Source organism: Prauserella cavernicola, from assembly GCF_016595675.1.
GTDB classification, from domain to species: Bacteria; Actinomycetota; Actinomycetes; order Mycobacteriales; family Pseudonocardiaceae; genus Prauserella_A; species Prauserella_A cavernicola.
Genome location: NZ_JAENJH010000001.1, coordinates 776,559 through 794,009, shown reverse-complemented (window position 1 = coordinate 794,009; position 17,451 = coordinate 776,559). Strand labels below are relative to the sequence as shown.

General features: G+C 71.0%; 16 protein-coding genes. 11 read left to right on the top strand and 5 right to left on the bottom strand.

Features of this window, described 5'->3' with window-relative positions; translation table 11 throughout:
- Positions 1-26: 26 nt before the first annotated feature.
- Positions 27-167 carry a hypothetical protein gene (locus JHE00_RS03895; RefSeq protein ID WP_200314785.1) on the top strand — a complete coding sequence of 47 codons (141 nt, stop codon included), beginning with the start codon at positions 27-29 and terminating at the stop codon, positions 165-167.
- Positions 168-550: 383 nt separating this feature from the next.
- Positions 551-3,613: a BTAD domain-containing putative transcriptional regulator gene (locus JHE00_RS03890; RefSeq protein WP_200314783.1), complete on the top strand. Its 3,063-nt coding sequence runs from the start codon at positions 551-553 to the stop codon at positions 3,611-3,613.
- A gap of 22 nt (positions 3,614-3,635) precedes the next feature.
- On the opposite strand, the gene JHE00_RS03885 is transcribed toward JHE00_RS03890, so the two are convergent.
- Positions 3,636-4,334: an HAD-IA family hydrolase gene (locus tag JHE00_RS03885; protein ID WP_200314781.1), complete on the bottom strand. Its 699-nt coding sequence runs from the start codon at positions 4,332-4,334 to the stop codon at positions 3,636-3,638.
- A gap of 91 nt (positions 4,335-4,425) precedes the next feature.
- Here JHE00_RS03885 and JHE00_RS03880 point away from each other — a divergent pair, with 91 nt between their 5' ends.
- A complete protein-coding gene (locus tag JHE00_RS03880; protein ID WP_200314779.1) occupies positions 4,426-4,731 on the top strand; it encodes a VOC family protein in 306 nt (101 codons plus the stop codon).
- Between the two features lie 89 nt (positions 4,732-4,820).
- On the opposite strand, the gene JHE00_RS03875 is transcribed toward JHE00_RS03880, so the two are convergent.
- Positions 4,821-6,386 carry a molybdopterin-dependent oxidoreductase gene (locus JHE00_RS03875; RefSeq protein ID WP_200314777.1) on the bottom strand — a complete coding sequence of 522 codons (1,566 nt, stop codon included), beginning with the start codon at positions 6,384-6,386 and terminating at the stop codon, positions 4,821-4,823.
- A gap of 50 nt (positions 6,387-6,436) precedes the next feature.
- Between JHE00_RS03875 and JHE00_RS03870 the strand changes: the two genes are divergently transcribed.
- Positions 6,437-6,973, top strand: coding sequence for a GNAT family N-acetyltransferase (locus JHE00_RS03870; protein ID WP_200314775.1), 537 nt, complete (start codon positions 6,437-6,439; stop codon positions 6,971-6,973).
- On the opposite strand, the gene aztA is transcribed toward JHE00_RS03870, so the two are convergent.
- Complete coding sequence (aztA, locus tag JHE00_RS03865; protein ID WP_200314773.1) at positions 6,970-7,698, bottom strand: zinc ABC transporter ATP-binding protein AztA; 729 nt, start codon at positions 7,696-7,698, stop codon at positions 6,970-6,972. The two genes, JHE00_RS03870 and aztA, sit on opposite strands and share 4 nt — an antisense overlap.
- A gap of 50 nt (positions 7,699-7,748) precedes the next feature.
- Between aztA and aztB the strand changes: the two genes are divergently transcribed.
- From aztB to aztD, 4 genes are read left to right on the top strand one after another with little or no spacing between them, the layout of a single operon-like run.
- A complete protein-coding gene (aztB, locus tag JHE00_RS03860) occupies positions 7,749-8,600 on the top strand; it encodes a zinc ABC transporter permease AztB (protein ID WP_200314771.1) in 852 nt (283 codons plus the stop codon).
- Entirely contained in the window at positions 8,597-9,775 is a 1,179-nt protein-coding gene (locus JHE00_RS03855; RefSeq protein WP_200314769.1) for a hypothetical protein, read from the top strand. The genes aztB and JHE00_RS03855 overlap by 4 nt, the downstream gene beginning before the upstream one ends.
- Positions 9,772-10,680: a zinc ABC transporter substrate-binding protein AztC gene (gene aztC / locus JHE00_RS03850; protein ID WP_200314767.1), complete on the top strand. Its 909-nt coding sequence runs from the start codon at positions 9,772-9,774 to the stop codon at positions 10,678-10,680. Before JHE00_RS03855 ends, aztC begins: the two co-directional genes overlap by 4 nt.
- 32 nt (positions 10,681-10,712) lie before the next feature.
- Complete coding sequence (aztD, locus tag JHE00_RS03845; protein WP_200314765.1) at positions 10,713-11,915, top strand: zinc metallochaperone AztD; 1,203 nt, start codon at positions 10,713-10,715, stop codon at positions 11,913-11,915.
- 58 nt (positions 11,916-11,973) lie between these two features.
- Here the strand turns inward: aztD and JHE00_RS03840 are convergent, their stop codons facing one another.
- Both JHE00_RS03840 and JHE00_RS03835 read right to left on the bottom strand, forming a co-directional pair.
- Positions 11,974-12,948, bottom strand: coding sequence for a chitinase (locus tag JHE00_RS03840; RefSeq protein ID WP_200314763.1), 975 nt, complete (start codon positions 12,946-12,948; stop codon positions 11,974-11,976).
- Positions 12,949-12,963: 15 nt separating this feature from the next.
- Positions 12,964-13,839 carry a glycoside hydrolase family 16 protein gene (locus JHE00_RS03835; RefSeq protein WP_200314761.1) on the bottom strand — a complete coding sequence of 292 codons (876 nt, stop codon included), beginning with the start codon at positions 13,837-13,839 and terminating at the stop codon, positions 12,964-12,966.
- A gap of 210 nt (positions 13,840-14,049) precedes the next feature.
- Here JHE00_RS03835 and JHE00_RS03830 point away from each other — a divergent pair, with 210 nt between their 5' ends.
- The 3 genes from JHE00_RS03830 to JHE00_RS03820 all read left to right on the top strand — a co-directional run bounded on the left by JHE00_RS03830 (position 14,050) and on the right by JHE00_RS03820 (position 17,439).
- Entirely contained in the window at positions 14,050-15,006 is a 957-nt protein-coding gene (locus tag JHE00_RS03830; RefSeq protein ID WP_200314759.1) for a MaoC/PaaZ C-terminal domain-containing protein, read from the top strand.
- A gap of 64 nt (positions 15,007-15,070) precedes the next feature.
- Complete coding sequence (locus tag JHE00_RS03825; protein WP_200314757.1) at positions 15,071-16,441, top strand: MFS transporter; 1,371 nt, start codon at positions 15,071-15,073, stop codon at positions 16,439-16,441.
- Positions 16,438-17,439 (top strand): MaoC family dehydratase, encoded by a 1,002-nt coding sequence (locus JHE00_RS03820; RefSeq protein WP_200314755.1) that lies wholly within the window; start codon positions 16,438-16,440, stop codon positions 17,437-17,439. The genes JHE00_RS03825 and JHE00_RS03820 overlap by 4 nt, the downstream gene beginning before the upstream one ends.
- Positions 17,440-17,451: the final 12 nt, after the last annotated feature.

Sequence of the window (17,451 nt, the reverse complement as noted above, 5' to 3'; positions counted from 1 at the left end):
TCGCCTAACGTGCAACGGAGGCCGTGATGAGCAGCGAGGAGAACCCCTGCCGCGATTGTGGCGGGACCGGCTGGATTCTGGAGACCGTGTTCGACGAGGACTCCGGGGGCATCGACTCCCGCGAGTCCGCGTGTGTCTGCCGGGGCAGCTACGCCAGAGCGTCCTAGTCCCGCACCCATCGTCTACTTCGGTCGCGGCGCCGCGGAGGGCCCGGCGTCGCGCCACCGAGTCGGTCCGCTGCTCGGTCACCGACGACCGCCTGGAGACCATCCGTGACCCTGGGCGCGCCGTGTTCGCGCTGCCGGTAGGGTCGGACAAATCACCCGCCGTGTCCCGGGAAGGAGGAGGACTGCTCGTGGCTGGGTCCGCGTGTTCCCGGGACGGTGCGGTGGGTGTGCGTGGGGGATTGCGGCCGAGGAGAAGGGAACCAACTTCGCGTTTCCGGCATCCGAGGCTGGGCAAAGACATGGTCCGCGAATCAGGACGGATGGGCCCCCGACATGACCTCGGTGCTACGTAGCCGATCTCATCGTGCGGCACGGTGAGCGGAATGAACGCCACGTCTGGCCGTCAGGGCCGGAGGCTGGACCAATCGATCCGTGACTTCCGCGCGCGCTCTGGACTGACCCAGCAGCAGGCCGCGGATCTCGCCGGCATGAGCGTCGCCTGGCTGCGGGACCTCGAACAGGGCCGCGTCGCCAGACCCCGGCTGGCGACGCTGCGCAGACTCGCTCTCGCTCTCGGACTGACCCATGAGGAGACGGCGGATCTGGAGCTGCTCGTCCAGCAGAGCGAGACCCCTGGCTACGACCTGTGGTTGCGCGTGCTGGGGCCGCTCTCGGTACGGGTGGACGACCGCGACGTCGACCTCGGCTCGGTGCGTCAGCGGTTGCTGCTCGGCATGCTCGCGCTCTCGCCGAACGCGCCGGTGAGCAGGGACGAGCTGATGGAGGTGGTCTGGGAGGGCAAACCGCCGCCCACCGCCGTGGAGTTGTTGCAGACCAACGTGTCGCGCCTGCGCAGGCGGCTGGCGTCGCGTCAGGGTGACGCCCAGGCAGGCCGCGTGCTGACCGCGACCCAGCTCGGTTACCAGCTGACGGTGACGCACCAGCAGCTCGACGTGCTGAGGTTCCGGCAGCTGGCTGAGGAGGGAAAGCTCGCGTGGCAGCGGGGAGACCTCGCCGGGGCGTGCGCCGCGCTCGGGCAGGCCGCGGAGCTGTGGGATGGCGACCCGCTCGGCGATCTGCCCGTGCTGCACGTGCATCCCGCCGCGGTGGCGCTGGGCGCGGAACGCAACTCGGTGGTGCTCGACTATGCCAAGGTCTCGGCGGAGGCGGGCAGGCACGGCGACGCGGTCGCGGCCCTGCGCGAGGTCGTGGAGTCCGACCCGTTGCACGAGGCCGCACACGCCGCGCTGATGATCGCGCTGGCCGGCAGCGGGCAGCAGGCCGCGGCACTCTCGGTGTTCTCGGAGCTGCGCAGGCACCTCGCCGACGAGCTCGGTGTGGTTCCCGGCGCGGAGCTGGCCGAGGCGCACCAGCGGGTGCTGCGTCAGGAGGTGGACCGCCCGGCGCCGGTCGGCACCGTGACCCGCGCGCACCGGCAACTGCCCCGCGACATCGCCGAGTTCACCGGCCGCGCGGCCGAGCTGCGGACGTTGCACGGCAACCTCACGGGTGCGGGTGAGGCGGGCACCGCGACCGCGATCACGAGCATCGTCGGCATGGCGGGGGTCGGCAAGACCCGCCTGGCCGTGCGGCTGGCGCACCGGCTGCTGTCCGAGGGCAAGTACGGCGACCAGCAGCTCTACGTCGACCTCAACGGCCACGCCGACCAGCCCGCCGCGGACCCCGCCACGGTACTGGCCTCGTTCCTGCACCTGCTCGGCGTGTCCGGAGACCAGATCCCGGCCGAGACCGACGCCCGCGCGGCGCTGTACCGGGACCGGCTGCACGACAAGAAGGTGCTGGTGCTGCTCGACAACGCGGCCAGCGAGGACCAGGTCCTGCCACTGCTGCCCGCGGGTCCGACGCACCTGGTGCTGGTCACCAGCCGCCGCGCGCTCGCACTCGACGGCGCGCAGCTGCTCCCGCTCGACGTGCTCACGCCCGCCGACGGCCGGTCCCTGCTCGCCAGAGTGATCGGCGAACGCCGGGTCGCGGGCGAGGAGGCCGCGGCGCACAAGGTGATCGACCTGTGCGGACGGCTGCCGCTCGCGGTCGCGCTGATGGCCCATCGCCTGCAGGCCAGGCCCACGTGGAGCATCGGCGACCTCGCCTCCCGGCTGCGGGCGGCCGAGGACCGCACGAGCGAGCTCGCGGCGGGCACCCGGCGCGTGCGCGCCGCCTTCGACCTGTCCTACCTCGCGCTGAGCCCGGAGTCGCAGCGCGTCTTCCGGCTGCTGGGTCTGCATCCCGGCGACGACTTCACCGCGTGGTCGGTCGCCGCGCTGGCCGGGGTCGCGCACGCCGTCGCGCAGCGGGTGCTGGACCACCTCGCGGACGAGAATCTCGTGAGCGCGGTGGCGGGCGACCGGTACCGCCTGCACGATCTGCTCCGCGACTACGCCCGCGACCTCGTCGCGCAGGACGCGCCCGAGCATCGCGGGGAGGCGATCTCCCGGTTGCTGGAGTGGTGCCTGCACGCGAGCGCGGCCGCCCGGCGGGTCCTCGTGCGCAGCGACGAGGTGCCGCTCGACGGGATACCCGCACCCGCGGCCGTCCCGTCCTTCGACGGCACCGATGCGACTCTGTTCTGGCTCGAGACCGAGCACGCCACGCTCGTCGCCGCGATCGACGTGGCCATCGAGCACGAGCTGTGGGGCGTCGCGTGGCGTCAGTCGCTCGTACTGCGGGCCTACCTGGAACGCCGCAGTGACTGGACGATCTGGATCGCCATCGCCCACAAGGGACTGCTCGCGGCCCGCAACGACGGTGACCGGTTCGGTGAGGCGTGGGCTCTCAGCGACCTCGGGATCGCCTACGGACAGCGGGGAAATCCCGACGAGTCGGTGGGGCACCTGCGGCAGTCGCTGGAGATCAGCCGCGAGCTCGACGACCCCGACTGCCTGCTGCGCAGTCTGAACAACCTCGGCGCCGCGGTGGCGATGCGCGGTGACCTGCAGGCGTCGATCGGGCTGCTCAGGGAAGCACGGGAGATCGACCTCACGCGCGGCAACGGGTTCCTGGGCGCGCGCGTGCTGAACAACCTCGGCCACGTCCACGAACTGCTCGGTGAGTACACCGAGGCGCTGGGCTTCTTCGGCCAGGCGCTCGAGCGGATGAACGAGATCGACGACCCGCGCAACTGCGCCTCCACCCTGCACAGCTTCGGGGAGTCGCTGATCAAGCTGGGCCGCTTCGACGACGCGGAGCGGGCGCTGAACCAGGCGCTCGACATCGACCGGCGGCACCGGTCCCGGTCCGGGCAGGCCGAGAACCTCGAGGCGCTCGGCGATCTGTATCGCGAGATCGGCCGCATCCCCAGGGCGCTCGAGTGCTATCGCGAGGCCATCGTCATCCTCGAGGACCTGCGGCACCCACACGTGGAGGACGTCCGCAAGGTACTGGACGCGGCCGAGCGCGAGCTGGGCGCGGACGCCGCGCCCGCGTGAGCGCGGCGTCCGCACCCGCTCGTCAGCCCCGGGCCGCCTCGGCGAACGCGGCCATCGACGGGTACTCCCAGTCCGGCGTCACCGACCGGCCAGGGTCGGGGGTGGCGCCCCAGCCCGGCCGGTCGTGCCTGCGGTTGATCCACACACCGGGCAGGCCGGCTCGCCGCGCGGGAACATGGTCGTGGAACAGGCTCTGCGCCACGTGCAGCAGGCGCAGGCCCTTGTCCCGCGCGTAGTCGGTGAGCACGTCGAAGTTGCGTTGCGCTGGCTTGTAGCTGCCCACGTCCTGCGCGGTGATGATGTGGTCGAACTCGACATCGAGGCGCTGCCTGCTGCCCTCGAAGCTCTGCCGGTCCACATTGGAGAGAATGACGAGCTGGAACCGTTCGCCGAGTGCTGCGAGCGCGTCGTGGGAGTCGGCGAACGCGGGCCAGTCCGGCACCGACGACCCGAGCCGCTCGGCCTCGGCGTCGGTGACGGGGTGCCCGAGCTTGCGGCCGGTGGCGCGGAACGCCTCGGCGAGCACGTCGGGGTACAGGGTGGCCGGAGCCTCCTTGGCGACCCTGGCCTCCTCGTCGGCGTAGGCGACGAGCACCTGCTCGTCGGTGAGCGTCGAGTCGAACCGGCGCGCCCACGGCCCGATCACCGCGGCGATGCCCGCCTCCCAGTCGATCAGGGTGCCGTAGCAGTCGAAGCTCAGCGCGTCGTAGTTGTCGAACATGGTGCTCCTCACTCGATGGCCTGGGTGTCCGTCCCGACGGCGGCGATGCCGGGGTCCACGGTGTCACAGCGCGGCACGCCAGAATGAAGGCATGGACGTGCAGAGCGTGACCGTCGGGCTCCCGGTGAGCGACCTCGACCGCGCCGTGACGTCGTATCGGCAGGTATTCGAGTTGTCGAGTCCCGACCTCGCCCCCGCTGACGGCGTGGTGGAGTTCCAGCTGGGCACGGCGGAAGTGGTGACCCGATTCGGAGTCGGTGACGCCGCCGCGGAGCGGGAACGTCTTGTCGGTGCGGGGATCGAGGTCGGGCACCTCGAGCACGTCCCGGGGGCCGTCGACTACTTCGACTTCCTCGACCCCGACGGGAACAAACTCAGCTTCTACTCCGAGGTGTAGCCGCCCGGCGGCGCTGAACCCGGTGGAAACCCGGCCGGGGTGGATCGTGGGTGTGGGCAGCCACCCCGGCCGGGCTGGTCGAGGGCCGCCTACGCCGCGGTGAAGGTGATGACGTGCCAGCCGGTGGCGCCGTCGGGCACGGTGCCCATCCGCTCGTCGGTCTGGGTGTGGCCGGACTTGTCGGTGGCGCGGCAGACCACCTGGTGGCTGCCCGCCGGGACGTCGAGCTCGGCCCACCACATGCGCCAGGTGTCGAGGTTGACCTCGCGGGTGAGCTCGGCTTCCTGCCACGGCCCCTTGTCGAGCCGCACCTCGACCTTCTCGATTCCTGTGTGCTGGGCCCACGCGATCCCGGCCACCCGCACCGTGCCCGCCGGAACCGAGTCGAAGCCCTTCGGCGTGTCGATGCGGGACTGCGTCTTGATCGGCGCCTCCCTGGCCCAGTTGCGTTCCAGCCAGTACGGCCGCCGGGCGTCCCACGTGGTGATCTCGAGATCGGTGACCCATTTGGTGGCCGACACGTAGCCGTAAAGTCCTGGGATGACCAGCCGGGCGGGAAAGCCGTGCTCCAGCGGGAGGGGTTCGCCGTTCATGCCGATGGCGAGCATCGCGCCCCGGTCGCGGTCCAGTGCCGCCGCCACGGGGCTGCCCGCGGTGTAGCCGTCCACACTGGTGGAGAAGACCTGTTCGGCGCCGCGCTGGATACCGGCCTCGCGCAGCAGGTCGCCGAGGTCGATGCCGATGAAGTTGGCCGTGGAGACGTACTCGCCGCCGACCTCGTTGGACACACAGGTCATGGTGATGGTCCGCTCGACGAGCGGGCGGTCGCGGATGTCGGCGTAGTCGACCGTGAGCTCCCGCTCCACCATGCCGTGCAGGCGCAGACTCCAGTCCTCGGCCCGCAGCTGGGGCACCGTCAGCGCCGTGTCCACGCGGTAGAAGTTCTCGTTGGGGGTCAGAAACGTCGGCGTGCCGAGCTTGGCGAAGTCCGCGTCCGCGGGGATGGCCGGCGCCCGCTGGGCGGGCACCAGCCTGCCGATGGCGGCCCGCGACGACGCCGCGTCCTTGGTGCGCGTCAGCAGCTGACCGCCCGCGCCGGCGACGCCGGCGCCGAGCGCCACCCCGGCACCGGCCAGCAGCACCACGCGCCTGCTGGGCTCCGTCGTGGACTCCTCGGCGTCGCGCGCGCCCGCCCTGGCGAGGCCGAGCCGGTGCAGCCAGGCGAAGACGCCCACCCCGATGCCGAGACTGGCCAGCGGGGCCAGCACCGCGACGACGTCGAGGTCGGGGCGCACGGCGACGGCGAGCACGCCGACCAGCCCGAACACCGCGATCACCGTCAGCCCGGGCAGCGGGCGACGCCGGGAGGCCAGACCCGCCAGCGCCGACACGAGCACCAGCACCACGGCCATACCGCCGAGCAGCACGATCTTGTCGTAGACGCCGAAAGTCCGGACCGCGTAGTCCTTGAGCCACGTCGGCGTCAGGTCGATCGCGCCGTTGCCCACCGCGAGGTAGGGGGAGGCGTTGACACTGATGAACCCGGCCACCAGGTGCCCGGCGGCCAGTGCGGCTGCCAGAGCGAGGACGCCGAGCAGCACGGCGTGCCACCAGCTCAGCCGTGGGGTGCCAACGTCCCGTTCGCGTGCGGTCATGCCCGGAATTCGGAGCCGCCGCGGCCACGGATGGGGATAAGCTCGGCGACGTGCTGAGCTTCCGGCGCACGACACGCGAGGACCTCCCGGTGATCCAGCGGTGGCTGCGCACGCCGCACGTCGACCGGTTCTGGCAGCACGACACCAGCGACGAGGCGGTGGAGCGCGACTTCGCGGGCAGCATCGAGGGCACCGAGCCCTCCGAGGACTTCGTGGTGGAGCTCGACGGCAGGCCCATCGGTTTCGCGCAGCGCTGCCGGATCTTCGACTACCCCGACGACCATCAGGACCTGATCGAGCTCGCGGACGTGCCCGCCGGCGCGCTCACGATCGACTACTTCCTCGGGGAGCCGGACGTGCTCGGTCAGGGCCTCGGCACCGGTCTCGTCCGCGAGTTCACCCGGTTGTGCTGGGCTGAGTACCCCGACGCCCCGGCGATCGTCGTTCCCGTGGTGGCGAGCAACGTCGCGTCGTGGTCGGCGCTGCGCTCGGCCGGCTACAACCACACGGTGACGGGCCACCTGGAGCCCGAGAACGCCGCCGACGACGGGCAGCACCACGTCTTGCGCGCGGACCGCCCTCGCTAGTCCACATCGAATCGTGCGCGGCGCAGGCCCCACGCCGCGTCGAGAGTGGTGCCGGTGAGCACCGCCGCGGGCGCGCCCGCGGCGAGCAGCCGTCCCTCCCGCAGCAGCAGGCAGTGCCCCGCGGACTCGGCCTCGTCGAGGTCGTGGGTCACGTGCACCACGGTGGTGCCGGCCGCGGCGGCGTCGGCGAGCGCCGTGGCGATGGCCTCGCGGGCGGGTACGTCGAGCCCGGTCGAGGGCTCGTCGAGCAGCAGTACCGCTGAACGCTGTGCGAGTCCCTGCGCCACGAGCGCGCGCTGTCGCTGTCCGCCGGACAGCGACCCGAGGCGGCGCGCGGCGAGATCGGAGATCCCGAGCGCGGCCAGTGACTCCGCGACGACGTCGTGGTCCTCTCGGGACAGCCGGCGCCACGGCCCCCGGTGAGCCCAGCGGCCCATGGCCACCGTCTCGCGCACGGTGATCGGCAACCGGTCCGACACGGCGCTGCGCTGCACGACGAACGCCGGGCGCACGCCGGGTGGCAGCGTCACGGTGCCGCCGGTGGTGGGAACCACGCCCGCGACGGCGCCGAGCAGCGTGGACTTGCCTGAGCCGTTGGGTCCCAGTATCGCCGTCACGCTCGCGTGCGGCAGGCGCGCGGTGATCCCGTGCAGCACGGTCCTGCCCGCGTAGCCGGCCGTCAGCCCGTCGATCCTGACCTCGCCCGAGTTCTCGCTGTGCGTCATGACACCTTCTGTTTGAAACGACATTCGTTTTCACTATAGGGTGACTCGTCGTGGAATGGTTGTTCGCCCCGTTCGAGGTCTCCTTCGTCCAGCGGGCTCTGTGGGGCGGCGTACTCGTGTCGCTGATCTGCGCACTGGCCGGGACCTGGGTGGTGCTGCGCGGCATGGCCTTCCTCGGCGACGCGATGTCGCACGGGATGCTGCCCGGGGTCGCGCTGGCCTCGATGGCGGGCGGCAACCTGCTCGTGGGCGCGGCGGTGAGCGCCGGGGTGATGGCACTCGGCGTGACCGCGCTGGGGCGCTCGCGCCGGTTCTCCCAGGACACGGCCATCGGACTGCTGTTCGTCGGCATGCTCGCGATCGGCGTGATCATCGTGTCGCACTCGCAGTCCTTCGCCGTGGACCTCACCGGCTTCCTGTTCGGTGACGTGCTCGCGGTCCGCGACACCGACCTCGTTCAGCTGGCCGTCGCGCTCGGGGTGGCGGCGGTGGTCTCGGCGCTGGGCTACCGCGCGTTCCTGGCGCTGAGCTTCGACACCCGTACCGCCCACACCCTCGGCCTGCGACCGAAGCTCGCCCACGCGGTGCTGCTGGGCCTGCTCACGCTCGCGATCGTCGCGTCGTTCCACGTCGTCGGCACGCTGCTGGTGTTCGGCCTGCTCATCGCGCCACCCGCGGCGGCCATGTTCTGGGCGAGCAGGATCCCGCTGATCATGCTCGGCGCCGCACTGCTCGGCTGCCTCGCCACCGGCACCGGGCTGCTCGTCTCGTGGCACTGGGGTACCGCGGCGGGCGCGACCATCGCCGCCGTCGCCGTGGCGCTGTTCTTCGTCTCCGCACTGGCCAGTCGCGTCCGCGACAGCCGAACCACCACCGAAGAGGGGATCGCGACGTCATCGTGAGAGGACACAACAAGGCCGCCGTGCTGGTGGCGGCCGCGGGATTGCTGCTGAGCGCCTGCGGCGGCGCCGAACCTGACGCGCCTGCCGAGCCCGCCGGGTCGAGCGTGCCGCACGGCTACGTCGAGGGCGCCGAGGAGACCGCCGAGGCGCAGTCGCGGCTCGTGCTCGCCGACGCGGGTAGTGGCGCCGTCCGGGTGCTCGACCTGCTGACCGAAGAGGTCACCGAACTCGACGACGTGGCGGGCGTGCGCGACATCAGCACCGACGGCCGTTTCGCCTACCTCGCCACCGGCGGCGCGACGCACGTGATCGACAGCGGCGCCTGGATGGTCGACCACGGCGACCACGTGCACTACTACCGCGCCGCCATCGGCGGGGCGGGCAGGCTCGACGGCCGGGCCGTCGCCGCGCACACCGACCCGGCCGTCACGACCGTGCCGCTGGCCGATGGCACCACCAGCGTGCTCGACCGCCCCGCGCTCGAGGACGGCGAGGTGCCGCCCGGCGAGTCCCTCGACGGCCTCGCGGTGCCCTACGAGCAGAAGCTGCTGCTCGCCGAGGGCGATCAGTTGCGCGTCGCCGCCCGGGACGGCAGTGGCGGTTCTCCCGTCGCCGAGCGCTGTCCCGAGCCCGAGGGCACCGCGGTGACGCGGCGTGGCGTCGTGTTCGGCTGCGCCGACGGAGCCCTGCTGGTCAGCGAGGACGACGGCGAGTTCACCGGCGAGAAGATCCCGTACCCCGAGCCGGTTCCCGAGGGCGAGCGCGCGTCGGAGTTCACCCACCGGCCGGGCAGTGCGACGCTCGCCGCGACGGCCGGGGAGCGCGGCGTCTGGTCGCTGGACGTGTCCGAACGAGCGTGGACCTTCGTCGAGACGGGGTCCGTGGCCGCCGTGAACGTCGTCGGGGAGGGCGCGCCGCTGCTCGCGCTCACGCCCGACGGGGTGCTGCACGCCTACGACGCCGTCACCGGTGAGCATCAGGCGAGCAGGCCGCTGCTGGAGGGCGGCGTGCCCGACGGGGCGACGCCGTCGATCCAGGTCGACACCAACCGCGCCTACGTCAACGACCCGGCGGGCAAGCGCGTCCACGAGATCGACTACAACGACTCGCTGCGCGTGGCCCGCACGTTCGACACCGGCATCACCCCGTCGCACGTCGTGGAGACGGGCCGGTGAGGGCGCGCCCGCTGGCACTCGTCCTCGCGCTGCTGCTCGCGCTCACCGGGTGCACCGCGTCCGGCTCGGGTGGCGGCGTGGTGGTGACCACCAACATCCTCGGGGACCTCACCCGTGAGGTCGTCGGCGACGAGGCCCCGGTGACGGTGCTCATGAAGCCCAACGCCGACCCGCACTCGTTCGCGATCTCGGCGCAGGAGGCGGCGATGCTCGAGCAGGCGGGGCTGGTCGTCCACAACGGACTCGGCCTGGAGGAGGGCGTGCAGCGCAACGTCGACGCCGCCGCCGAGGCCGGAGTGCCGACGCTGGCGGTGGGCGACGAGGTGGACCCCATCCGCTATCGCGGCGACGAGCAGGACGGCGCGTCCGACCCGCACTTCTGGACCGACCCCGCGCGGGTGCGCACCGCGGTCGAGGTGATCACCGAACGCGTGGTGCGCGACGTCGAGGGCGTGGACGAAGCCGCTGTCCGGGCGAACGCCGCCGCGTACCTGGAGCGCGTGGACGAGCTGGACCGGTGGATGACCGAGCGCTTCGCCGAGATCCCCGAGCAGCGGCGCAAGCTCGTCACCAACCACCACGTGTTCGGCTATCTCGCGCAGCGCTACGGGTTCGAGGTGGTGGGCGCGGTCGTGCCGAGCGGCACCACGCTCGCCTCGCCGAGCCCGTCCGACCTCAGCGACCTCGCGGGCACCATCCGCGAGGCGGGAGTCGGGGCCATCTTCGCCGATTCGTCACAGCCCGACCGGCTCGCCCGCGTGCTCGCCGATCAGGCGGGCGTGGACGTCGACGTACTGGCGCTGTTCTCCGAGTCGCTGAGTGAAGCAGGGGGAGGGGCGCCGACCTACCTGGACATGATGCGCGCCAACACCGACACGATCGTCACCGGCCTCGGCCGGACCTGAAATCCAGCCCCACCAAGAGATACGGAGTGAGAATGAGAAACACGCTGCGAACCCGGCGTGTCGCCGGACTGTCCACAGTGGCGGCCGCAGTGCTCGCGCTCGGCGCGTGTGGCACCGAGGAGTCGTCGCAGGGCGGGCAGGAGGGCGGCGGCGCGGAGCAGGGCCAGAGCCGGACCTCGGTCGCCGACCCAGTGGTGGCGACCTACGACGGCGGCATGTACGTGCTCGACGGCAACACCCTCGAGGTCAAGGCCGACCTGCAGCTCGAGGGCTTCAACCGGATCAACCCGGCCGGCGACGAGCAGCACGTCATGGTGTCCACATCGGATGGTTTCCAGGTGCTCGACGCCGCGGGCGCCGAGCTGACCGACGTGGAGTTCCCCGGCGCCGAGCCCGGCCACGTGGTGCGGCACGCGGGCCGCACTGTGCTGTTCTCCGACGGCACGGGCGAGGTCGTGAGCTTCGACCCGCACGGGCTGTCCGAGGGAACACCCGAGACCAGCTCCTACACCACGGCCGAGCCGCACCACGGTGTCGCCGTGGAGCTGGAGAACGGTGAGCTCGTGGTCACCCTTGGCAACGAGGAGGAGCGCACCGGGCTCATGGTGCTCGACGCCGACCGCAACGAGATCGTGCGCAACGAGCAGTGCCCCGGCGTGCACGGCGAGGCGACCGCGAAGAACGAGACCGTGGTGGTCGGCTGCGAGAACGGTGTGCTCGTCTACCGCGACGGCGCGATCACCAAGGTCGACAGCCCCGACGAGTACGGCCGCATCGGCAACCAGGCAGGCTCCGACTCCTCGGCCGTCGTGCTCGGCGACTACAAGAAGGACGAGGACGCCGAGCTGGAGCGGCCGACTCAGGTGTCGCTCATCGACACCGAGCAGAACAGCTTGCGCCTGGTCGAGCTGGGCACGAGCTACACGTTCCGGTCGCTGGCCAGGGGACCGGAGGGCGAGGCGCTGGTGCTCGGCACCGACGGCGCGATCCACGAGATCGACCCGGCGAGCGCGAAGGTCACCCGCACCATCCCGGTGATCGGCGAGTGGGAGGAGCCGCTGGAGTGGCAGGAGCCGCGACCGGCGATCTTCGTGCGTGACGGCGTGGCCTACGTGTCCGACCCCGGCCAGAACGAGCTGCACGCCGTCGACCTCGCCACCGGCGAGAAGACGGCGACGGCGTCGCTGGATCAGTCGCCCAACGAGCTGAGCGGGGTCGTCGCGGCGGCCCACTGACGCGAAGAGCGGGGGTGCGCCGAACCGGCGCACCCCCGCTCTCCTTCCCGCGCCCGGATCAGCCGGTGTACTGCGCCAGGATGCTCGTGAACTCCCACGGCGACTGGTCGATGCCGCCGCAGCTGTCGACGGCGCCGCCGTCGCACGGCCGGTCGCGGTTGAGCGACCAGAACGTGAGCCTCGCCAGCTGGTGCTCCTGCGCGTAGGCCAGCATGGTGCGGAAGTCCTCCTGCGTCACGACCTCGCCCACGTCGGTGTTGCCGTTCATCGACGAGATCCCGATGTGGGAGTAGGCCTCGGCGTCGCTGTAGCCGTAGGCATCGCGCACCGTGTTCTTGAGGCCCTCGGCGGCCCGGACCGACAGCTCGCCCATGTTCTGGCCGTTGCCGCCGAAGTTGAACGGCATGATCGTCCAGGCGTCGACGGTGAGCCCGGAGGTCGCCGCCCGCTCGATCATGCCGCCGTCGGGACCGTCCTGCCCGGTGCCGATCGTGACGTAGACCGTGATGCCGGGGTTGTCGGCCTTCACGGTGTTCAGCGCGTCGATCACGCGCTGCTGCACCTCGGGGTTCTCGTAGGCCGAGGCCTCGAGGTCGATGTCGATCGCCTTCAGATCGTAGGCGTCGATCACCTCCTGGTAGGCGCCCGCGAGCTCGCCCGCGGTGCCACAGGTCTCCTCGAGCTTGTTGCCGCTCCACCCGCCGAACGACGGGACCACGTCACCGCCCGCCGCGCGCACGGCCTCGATCGTGGCCTGGTCGGGGCCACCGTTGAGCGCTCTGGTGCCGTCCCAGCGTGGCGTGCAGGTGCCCTCGCTGAGCACGAACGCGAGCGTGAACCACTGGACCCCGGTCTGTTCCATCACCGGAACCGGGTCCGGCGGCGAGCCCCAGCCGTTGTAGAGGTACGGCGCCACCGCCATCGATGCCTGTTGTGTTTCCGCCGCCGTGGTCTCGGCGGCGGCCGCGGGCAGTGACAGCCCGCCGGCCAGAAGCGCGGCCGTGGCCAGCGCGCCGGTCGTCCTGCGTCCCATGATCACTCCCTCGGCTCAGCGCTGCGGCGTGTCGGTGACGCGGACGTAGTCGATCGTCAGCGTGTTCGGGAACCGCGTGTTCCCGTCGGGATCACCGGGCCACTGGCCGCCGACCGCGAGGTTGAGGATCATGAAGAACGGCTTCTCGAAGACCCACTCGTTGCCGTTGACGTCGGCCGGTGTGAGGGTCTGGAACACGGTGCCGTCGACCGACCAGACGATGCGCTCGGGCGACCAGTCCACCGCGAAGGTGTGGAACTCGTCGGCGAACTTGCCGTCGATCGAGTGCCCGGTGCCGATGCTCTCACCCGCCGAGTAGCCGGGGCCGTGGATGGTGCCGTGCACCGTGTTGGGCTCGTAGCCGACGTTCTCCATGATGTCGATCTCGCCGCTCTGCGGCCAGCCGACGTCGCCGAAGTCGTCACCGAGCATCCAGAACGCGGGCCACATGCCCTGGCCCTCGGACATCTTGATGCGCGCCTCGAAGTGGCCGTGCGTCTGGCTGAACTTGCCCGAGGTGTTGAGCCGGGCCGAGGTGTACTCGCACGTGCCGTACCAGCACTGGTAGTTGGCCGGGTTCTCGCGGCGAGCGGTGATCACCAGGTTGCCCTGGCCGTCGAGTGCCGCGTTGGCCGTGGAGTCGGTGTAGTACTGCCGTTCGAAGTTGTTGACGCCGTCGCCGGTCTCCATGTTCCACTTCGAGCCGTCGACCGCCTGGCCGGCCGGTCCGTCGAAGTTGTCCTCGAAGGTGGTCGCCGCCGCGCGGGGTCTCTCCGGCGCGGCCTGGCTCGCGTGGGCGACCAGGGGAGTGAGCGCGGTCGCCGTCAGCGCCGCTAGTGCTATGCCGAGCCGAAGTCGTCGTGGGCGCCTAGGGGAGTGCCGTCCGGACATCTCGTCACCGCCAACCGTCGGTTTGTTGCCAGCATGAACAAACGGACATGGTTCAGACCAGTTTGCAACGCGGCAACCGACTTTCGTCGCACGCCAGTCAATCCTCGCCAAGTGGACGTCATCGGTTGACAACTCACGAACGCGGGCCTACGTTGCTGCCTAGTCGTCTATACATCTAGTCAAACAGAACGTCCCCTGGTGGAGGTGACAATGGCGTCGCAGCTGAAAGAAGCTCGCTACGAGCTGGTCGAGGTGCCTGAGCCGATGGGCCCGGTCTCCGTGACCGTCGACCGGCGCAAGGTGCTCGACTACGCCTACTGCGAGGACGACTTCGGCTCCTGGTACTTCGGTGAGTCGCCGTTCGGTGGCCCCGTCGGCCACCCGCTCGTCCTGGCCAACGACCTGCTGTTCCTGTTCTACGAGAACTACGACGGCAACACCGCCCAGGGCCTGCACACCCATGAGCACCTGACCTTCCACGCGCCCATCCCCGTCGGCGAGACCGTGACGGTGCAGGGCGGCTACGTGGACAAGTACGAGCGCCGCGGCCAGGGCTACGTGACCCTCGAGGCGGAGGCGCGCGGCGCCGACGGCAGGCTGCTGGTGCGCCACGTCGGCAAGGAGATCATGCGAACCGTCGCGGGCGACGTGGTCGGCAAGAGCAGGGCCGCGGGCGACGCCCGGCCGCGCTCGGTGCGCGGCACCGTCGACGCGAGCCTGCCCGCCGTGACCCGCGCGAGCCTCGACGCGCCCGCGCACGCCGCCATCCCGTCGCGGAGCACGGCGTTCACGCAGGACCAGATGTCGGCGTTCTCGTGGGCGGGCCGCGGCTACGCCAACGTGCACACCCACCGGGACAAGGCCGCCGCGGCGGGGCTCGACCGCACGATCGTGCAGGCCCAGCAGCAGACCGGGTTCATCGTCGCCAACGTCGTGGACTTCTTCGGCGCGAGCTTCTTCACCTCGGGCGAGCTCGACCTGCGGTTCGTGTCCCCGGTGTTCGTCGGCGACGAGCTGACCACCGGCGGCGCGGTCTCCGGCGTCACCGACGACGGCAGGCTCGAACTGGAGGTCTGGGTCGACAAGGCCGACGGCACGCGCACCGCGCTCGGCTGGGCCACCGCGGACGTGAGCGACGACCCCGCTCGCCCCGCCCCGCTGCTCTGACCCGGCGCACCGCTGCCTCCCCGCCCTCTCCTCCCCGTCCCCCCAGATCGACAAAGGAGTCATCATGGCTGAGCCCGCCACAGCTCCTCCCTCCACCGAGGCCGAACGCACCAGGCTCGCCAAGCGCGCCGCCGTCGCCAGCCTCGTCGGCACCGCCGTCGAGTGGTACGACTACTTCATCTTCGGCACCGCCTCGGCCCTGGTCTTCGGCCACCTGTTCTTCCCCAACGAGGACGACCCGATCATCGGCACGCTCGCGGCGTTCGCGGTGTTCGGCGTCGGGTTCTTCGCCCGGCCCGTCGGCGGCATCGTCTTCGGCCACTTCGGCGACAAGTTCGGTCGCAAGGCCGCGCTCGTGACCACGCTCATGATGATGGGCGTCTCGACGTTCCTCATCGGACTGCTGCCCACCACCAACGAGATCGGCATCTGGGCTCCGGTACTGCTGGTGCTGCTCCGGCTGATCCAGGGCTTCGGTGTCGGCGGGGAGTGGGGCGGCGCCTCGCTCGTCGCCGTGGAGTACGCGCCGGCCGGCAAACGTGGCGCCTACGGCAGTTTCCCGCAGATCGGCAACGCCGTCGGCCTGGTGATGTCCACGAGCATCTTCGCGGTCGTCGCGTCACTGCCCGACGAGGCGCTGTTCTCCTGGGGCTGGCGCGTCCCGTTCCTGCTCAGCGCCGTACTGATCGCGGTCGGCCTGTTCATCCGGTTCAAGCTCACCGAGACGCCGACGTTCCAGGCGGCGCAGGAGAAGCTCGAGGCGCAGGCGGCAGGCGACCAGGTCAAGGAGAAGATGCCGATCGCCGAGCTGTTCACGAAGTTCAAGCGGCCGCTGCTGCTGGCGATGGGCATGCGGCTGGGCGAGGCCGTGTTCGGCTACATCATCCTCACCATCGGCCTGACCTTCGCGGAGAACTACACCGACATCCCGCGCACGGACGTGCTCATCGCGAGCACCGTCGCGGCCGCGCTGGCGATCTACACGTACTACTTCTTCGGCAAGCTGTCCGACCGCATCGGCAGGCGCGCGGTGTTCATCATCGGCTCCGTCGTGGCGCTGGTGGTGTCGTTCCCGTTCTTCTGGATCCTCGACGGCGACGCGGTCGTGCTCATGTACGTGATCTACGCCGTGGGCTACGCGATCGGTGTCGGCGCCCTCTACGGCGTGGAGCCCGCGTTCTTCTCCGAGCTGTTCGGCACCAAGGTCCGCTACACGGGACTGTCGCTGGCCGCGCAGGTGCCGAGCATTCTCATCGGACTGTGGCCGCTGGCCTCCACCGCGCTGTTCGCCGCCACCGGCGGTGACCCGTGGCCCATCGCGCTGATCACCGCGGTCTGCGTGGTCATCGGGCTGGTGTGCGCCTACCTGGCACCCGAGACGAACAAGGCCGACATGAACCGCATCGGCGAGGACGAGCACGAGGAGGCCCGATGACCGACGCGCAGCGGCCCTGGCGGGACCTGACCGATCCCCGGCGCGCCGCCGAGGTCACCGACCTGGAGGCCGGGCTCAAGGAGCCGGAGTTCGAGAACCTCGACATCCCGGAGGACCTCGGCACCGTCCAGGTCGTGGTCGACGACCACAAGATCAAGCGCTACGCCTTCACCCACGACGACCACTCGCCGTGGGCGCTGTCCGACAGCCCCTTCGGCGGGCGCGTGGGCCAGGCGGCGTTGCTGGGCAACGACCTCGTCCAGCTGTTCACGCTCGTCTACGCGGGCAGCAAGGTGGTCGGCTACCACACCGAGGAACAGATGTGGTTCGACAGCCCGGCGAAGCTCGACGAGGTGGTGACCCTGAGCGGCACCTACACCGAGGCCTACGAGCGCCGGGGTGAGGGCTACGTCGTGATGGAGGCGCGCGCCACCGGCGAGGACGGGCGCAGCGTCGTGCGTCACCGCGGCGTCGAGATCCTCAAGACCAATCCCGGCAAGATCGCGGGCCGCGGCTCGGCGAAGCCCGAGAAGCGCGTCACCGGCGAGGTGCCCGCCGACGCCAGGGAGGTCGACACCGTCGACGCCGGGGTGCGGGCCGGCGACGTGCTGGCGCCGCTGCCGAAGACGATCACCGCCGAGCAGGCCGCCGTGTTCAGCCGCATCGGCGAGTACGTGCGCAACATCCACAACGACATCGACGTGGCGCGCTCCGGTGGCCTGCCGACGCCGATCGTGCAGGGACAGCAGCAGTTCGGCGTGCTCGCCCAGCTGCTCACACTCCGGTGTGGACCGTCCTTTCTCACCTCCGGCTGGTTGCGGGTCAAGTTCCTCGCCCCGCTCGACGTCTTCGACCCGTTCACCTCGACCGGAGTCGTCACGGCGGTCACCCCTGTCGACGACGGGCTCCGCGTCGACCTCGAGATCTGGGTGCGCCGCGACTCCGACGGCCGGCTGCTGACGGCCGGCTGGGCCGGCGTCACCGTGCCCGCGTCCTGACCCGACCGCACC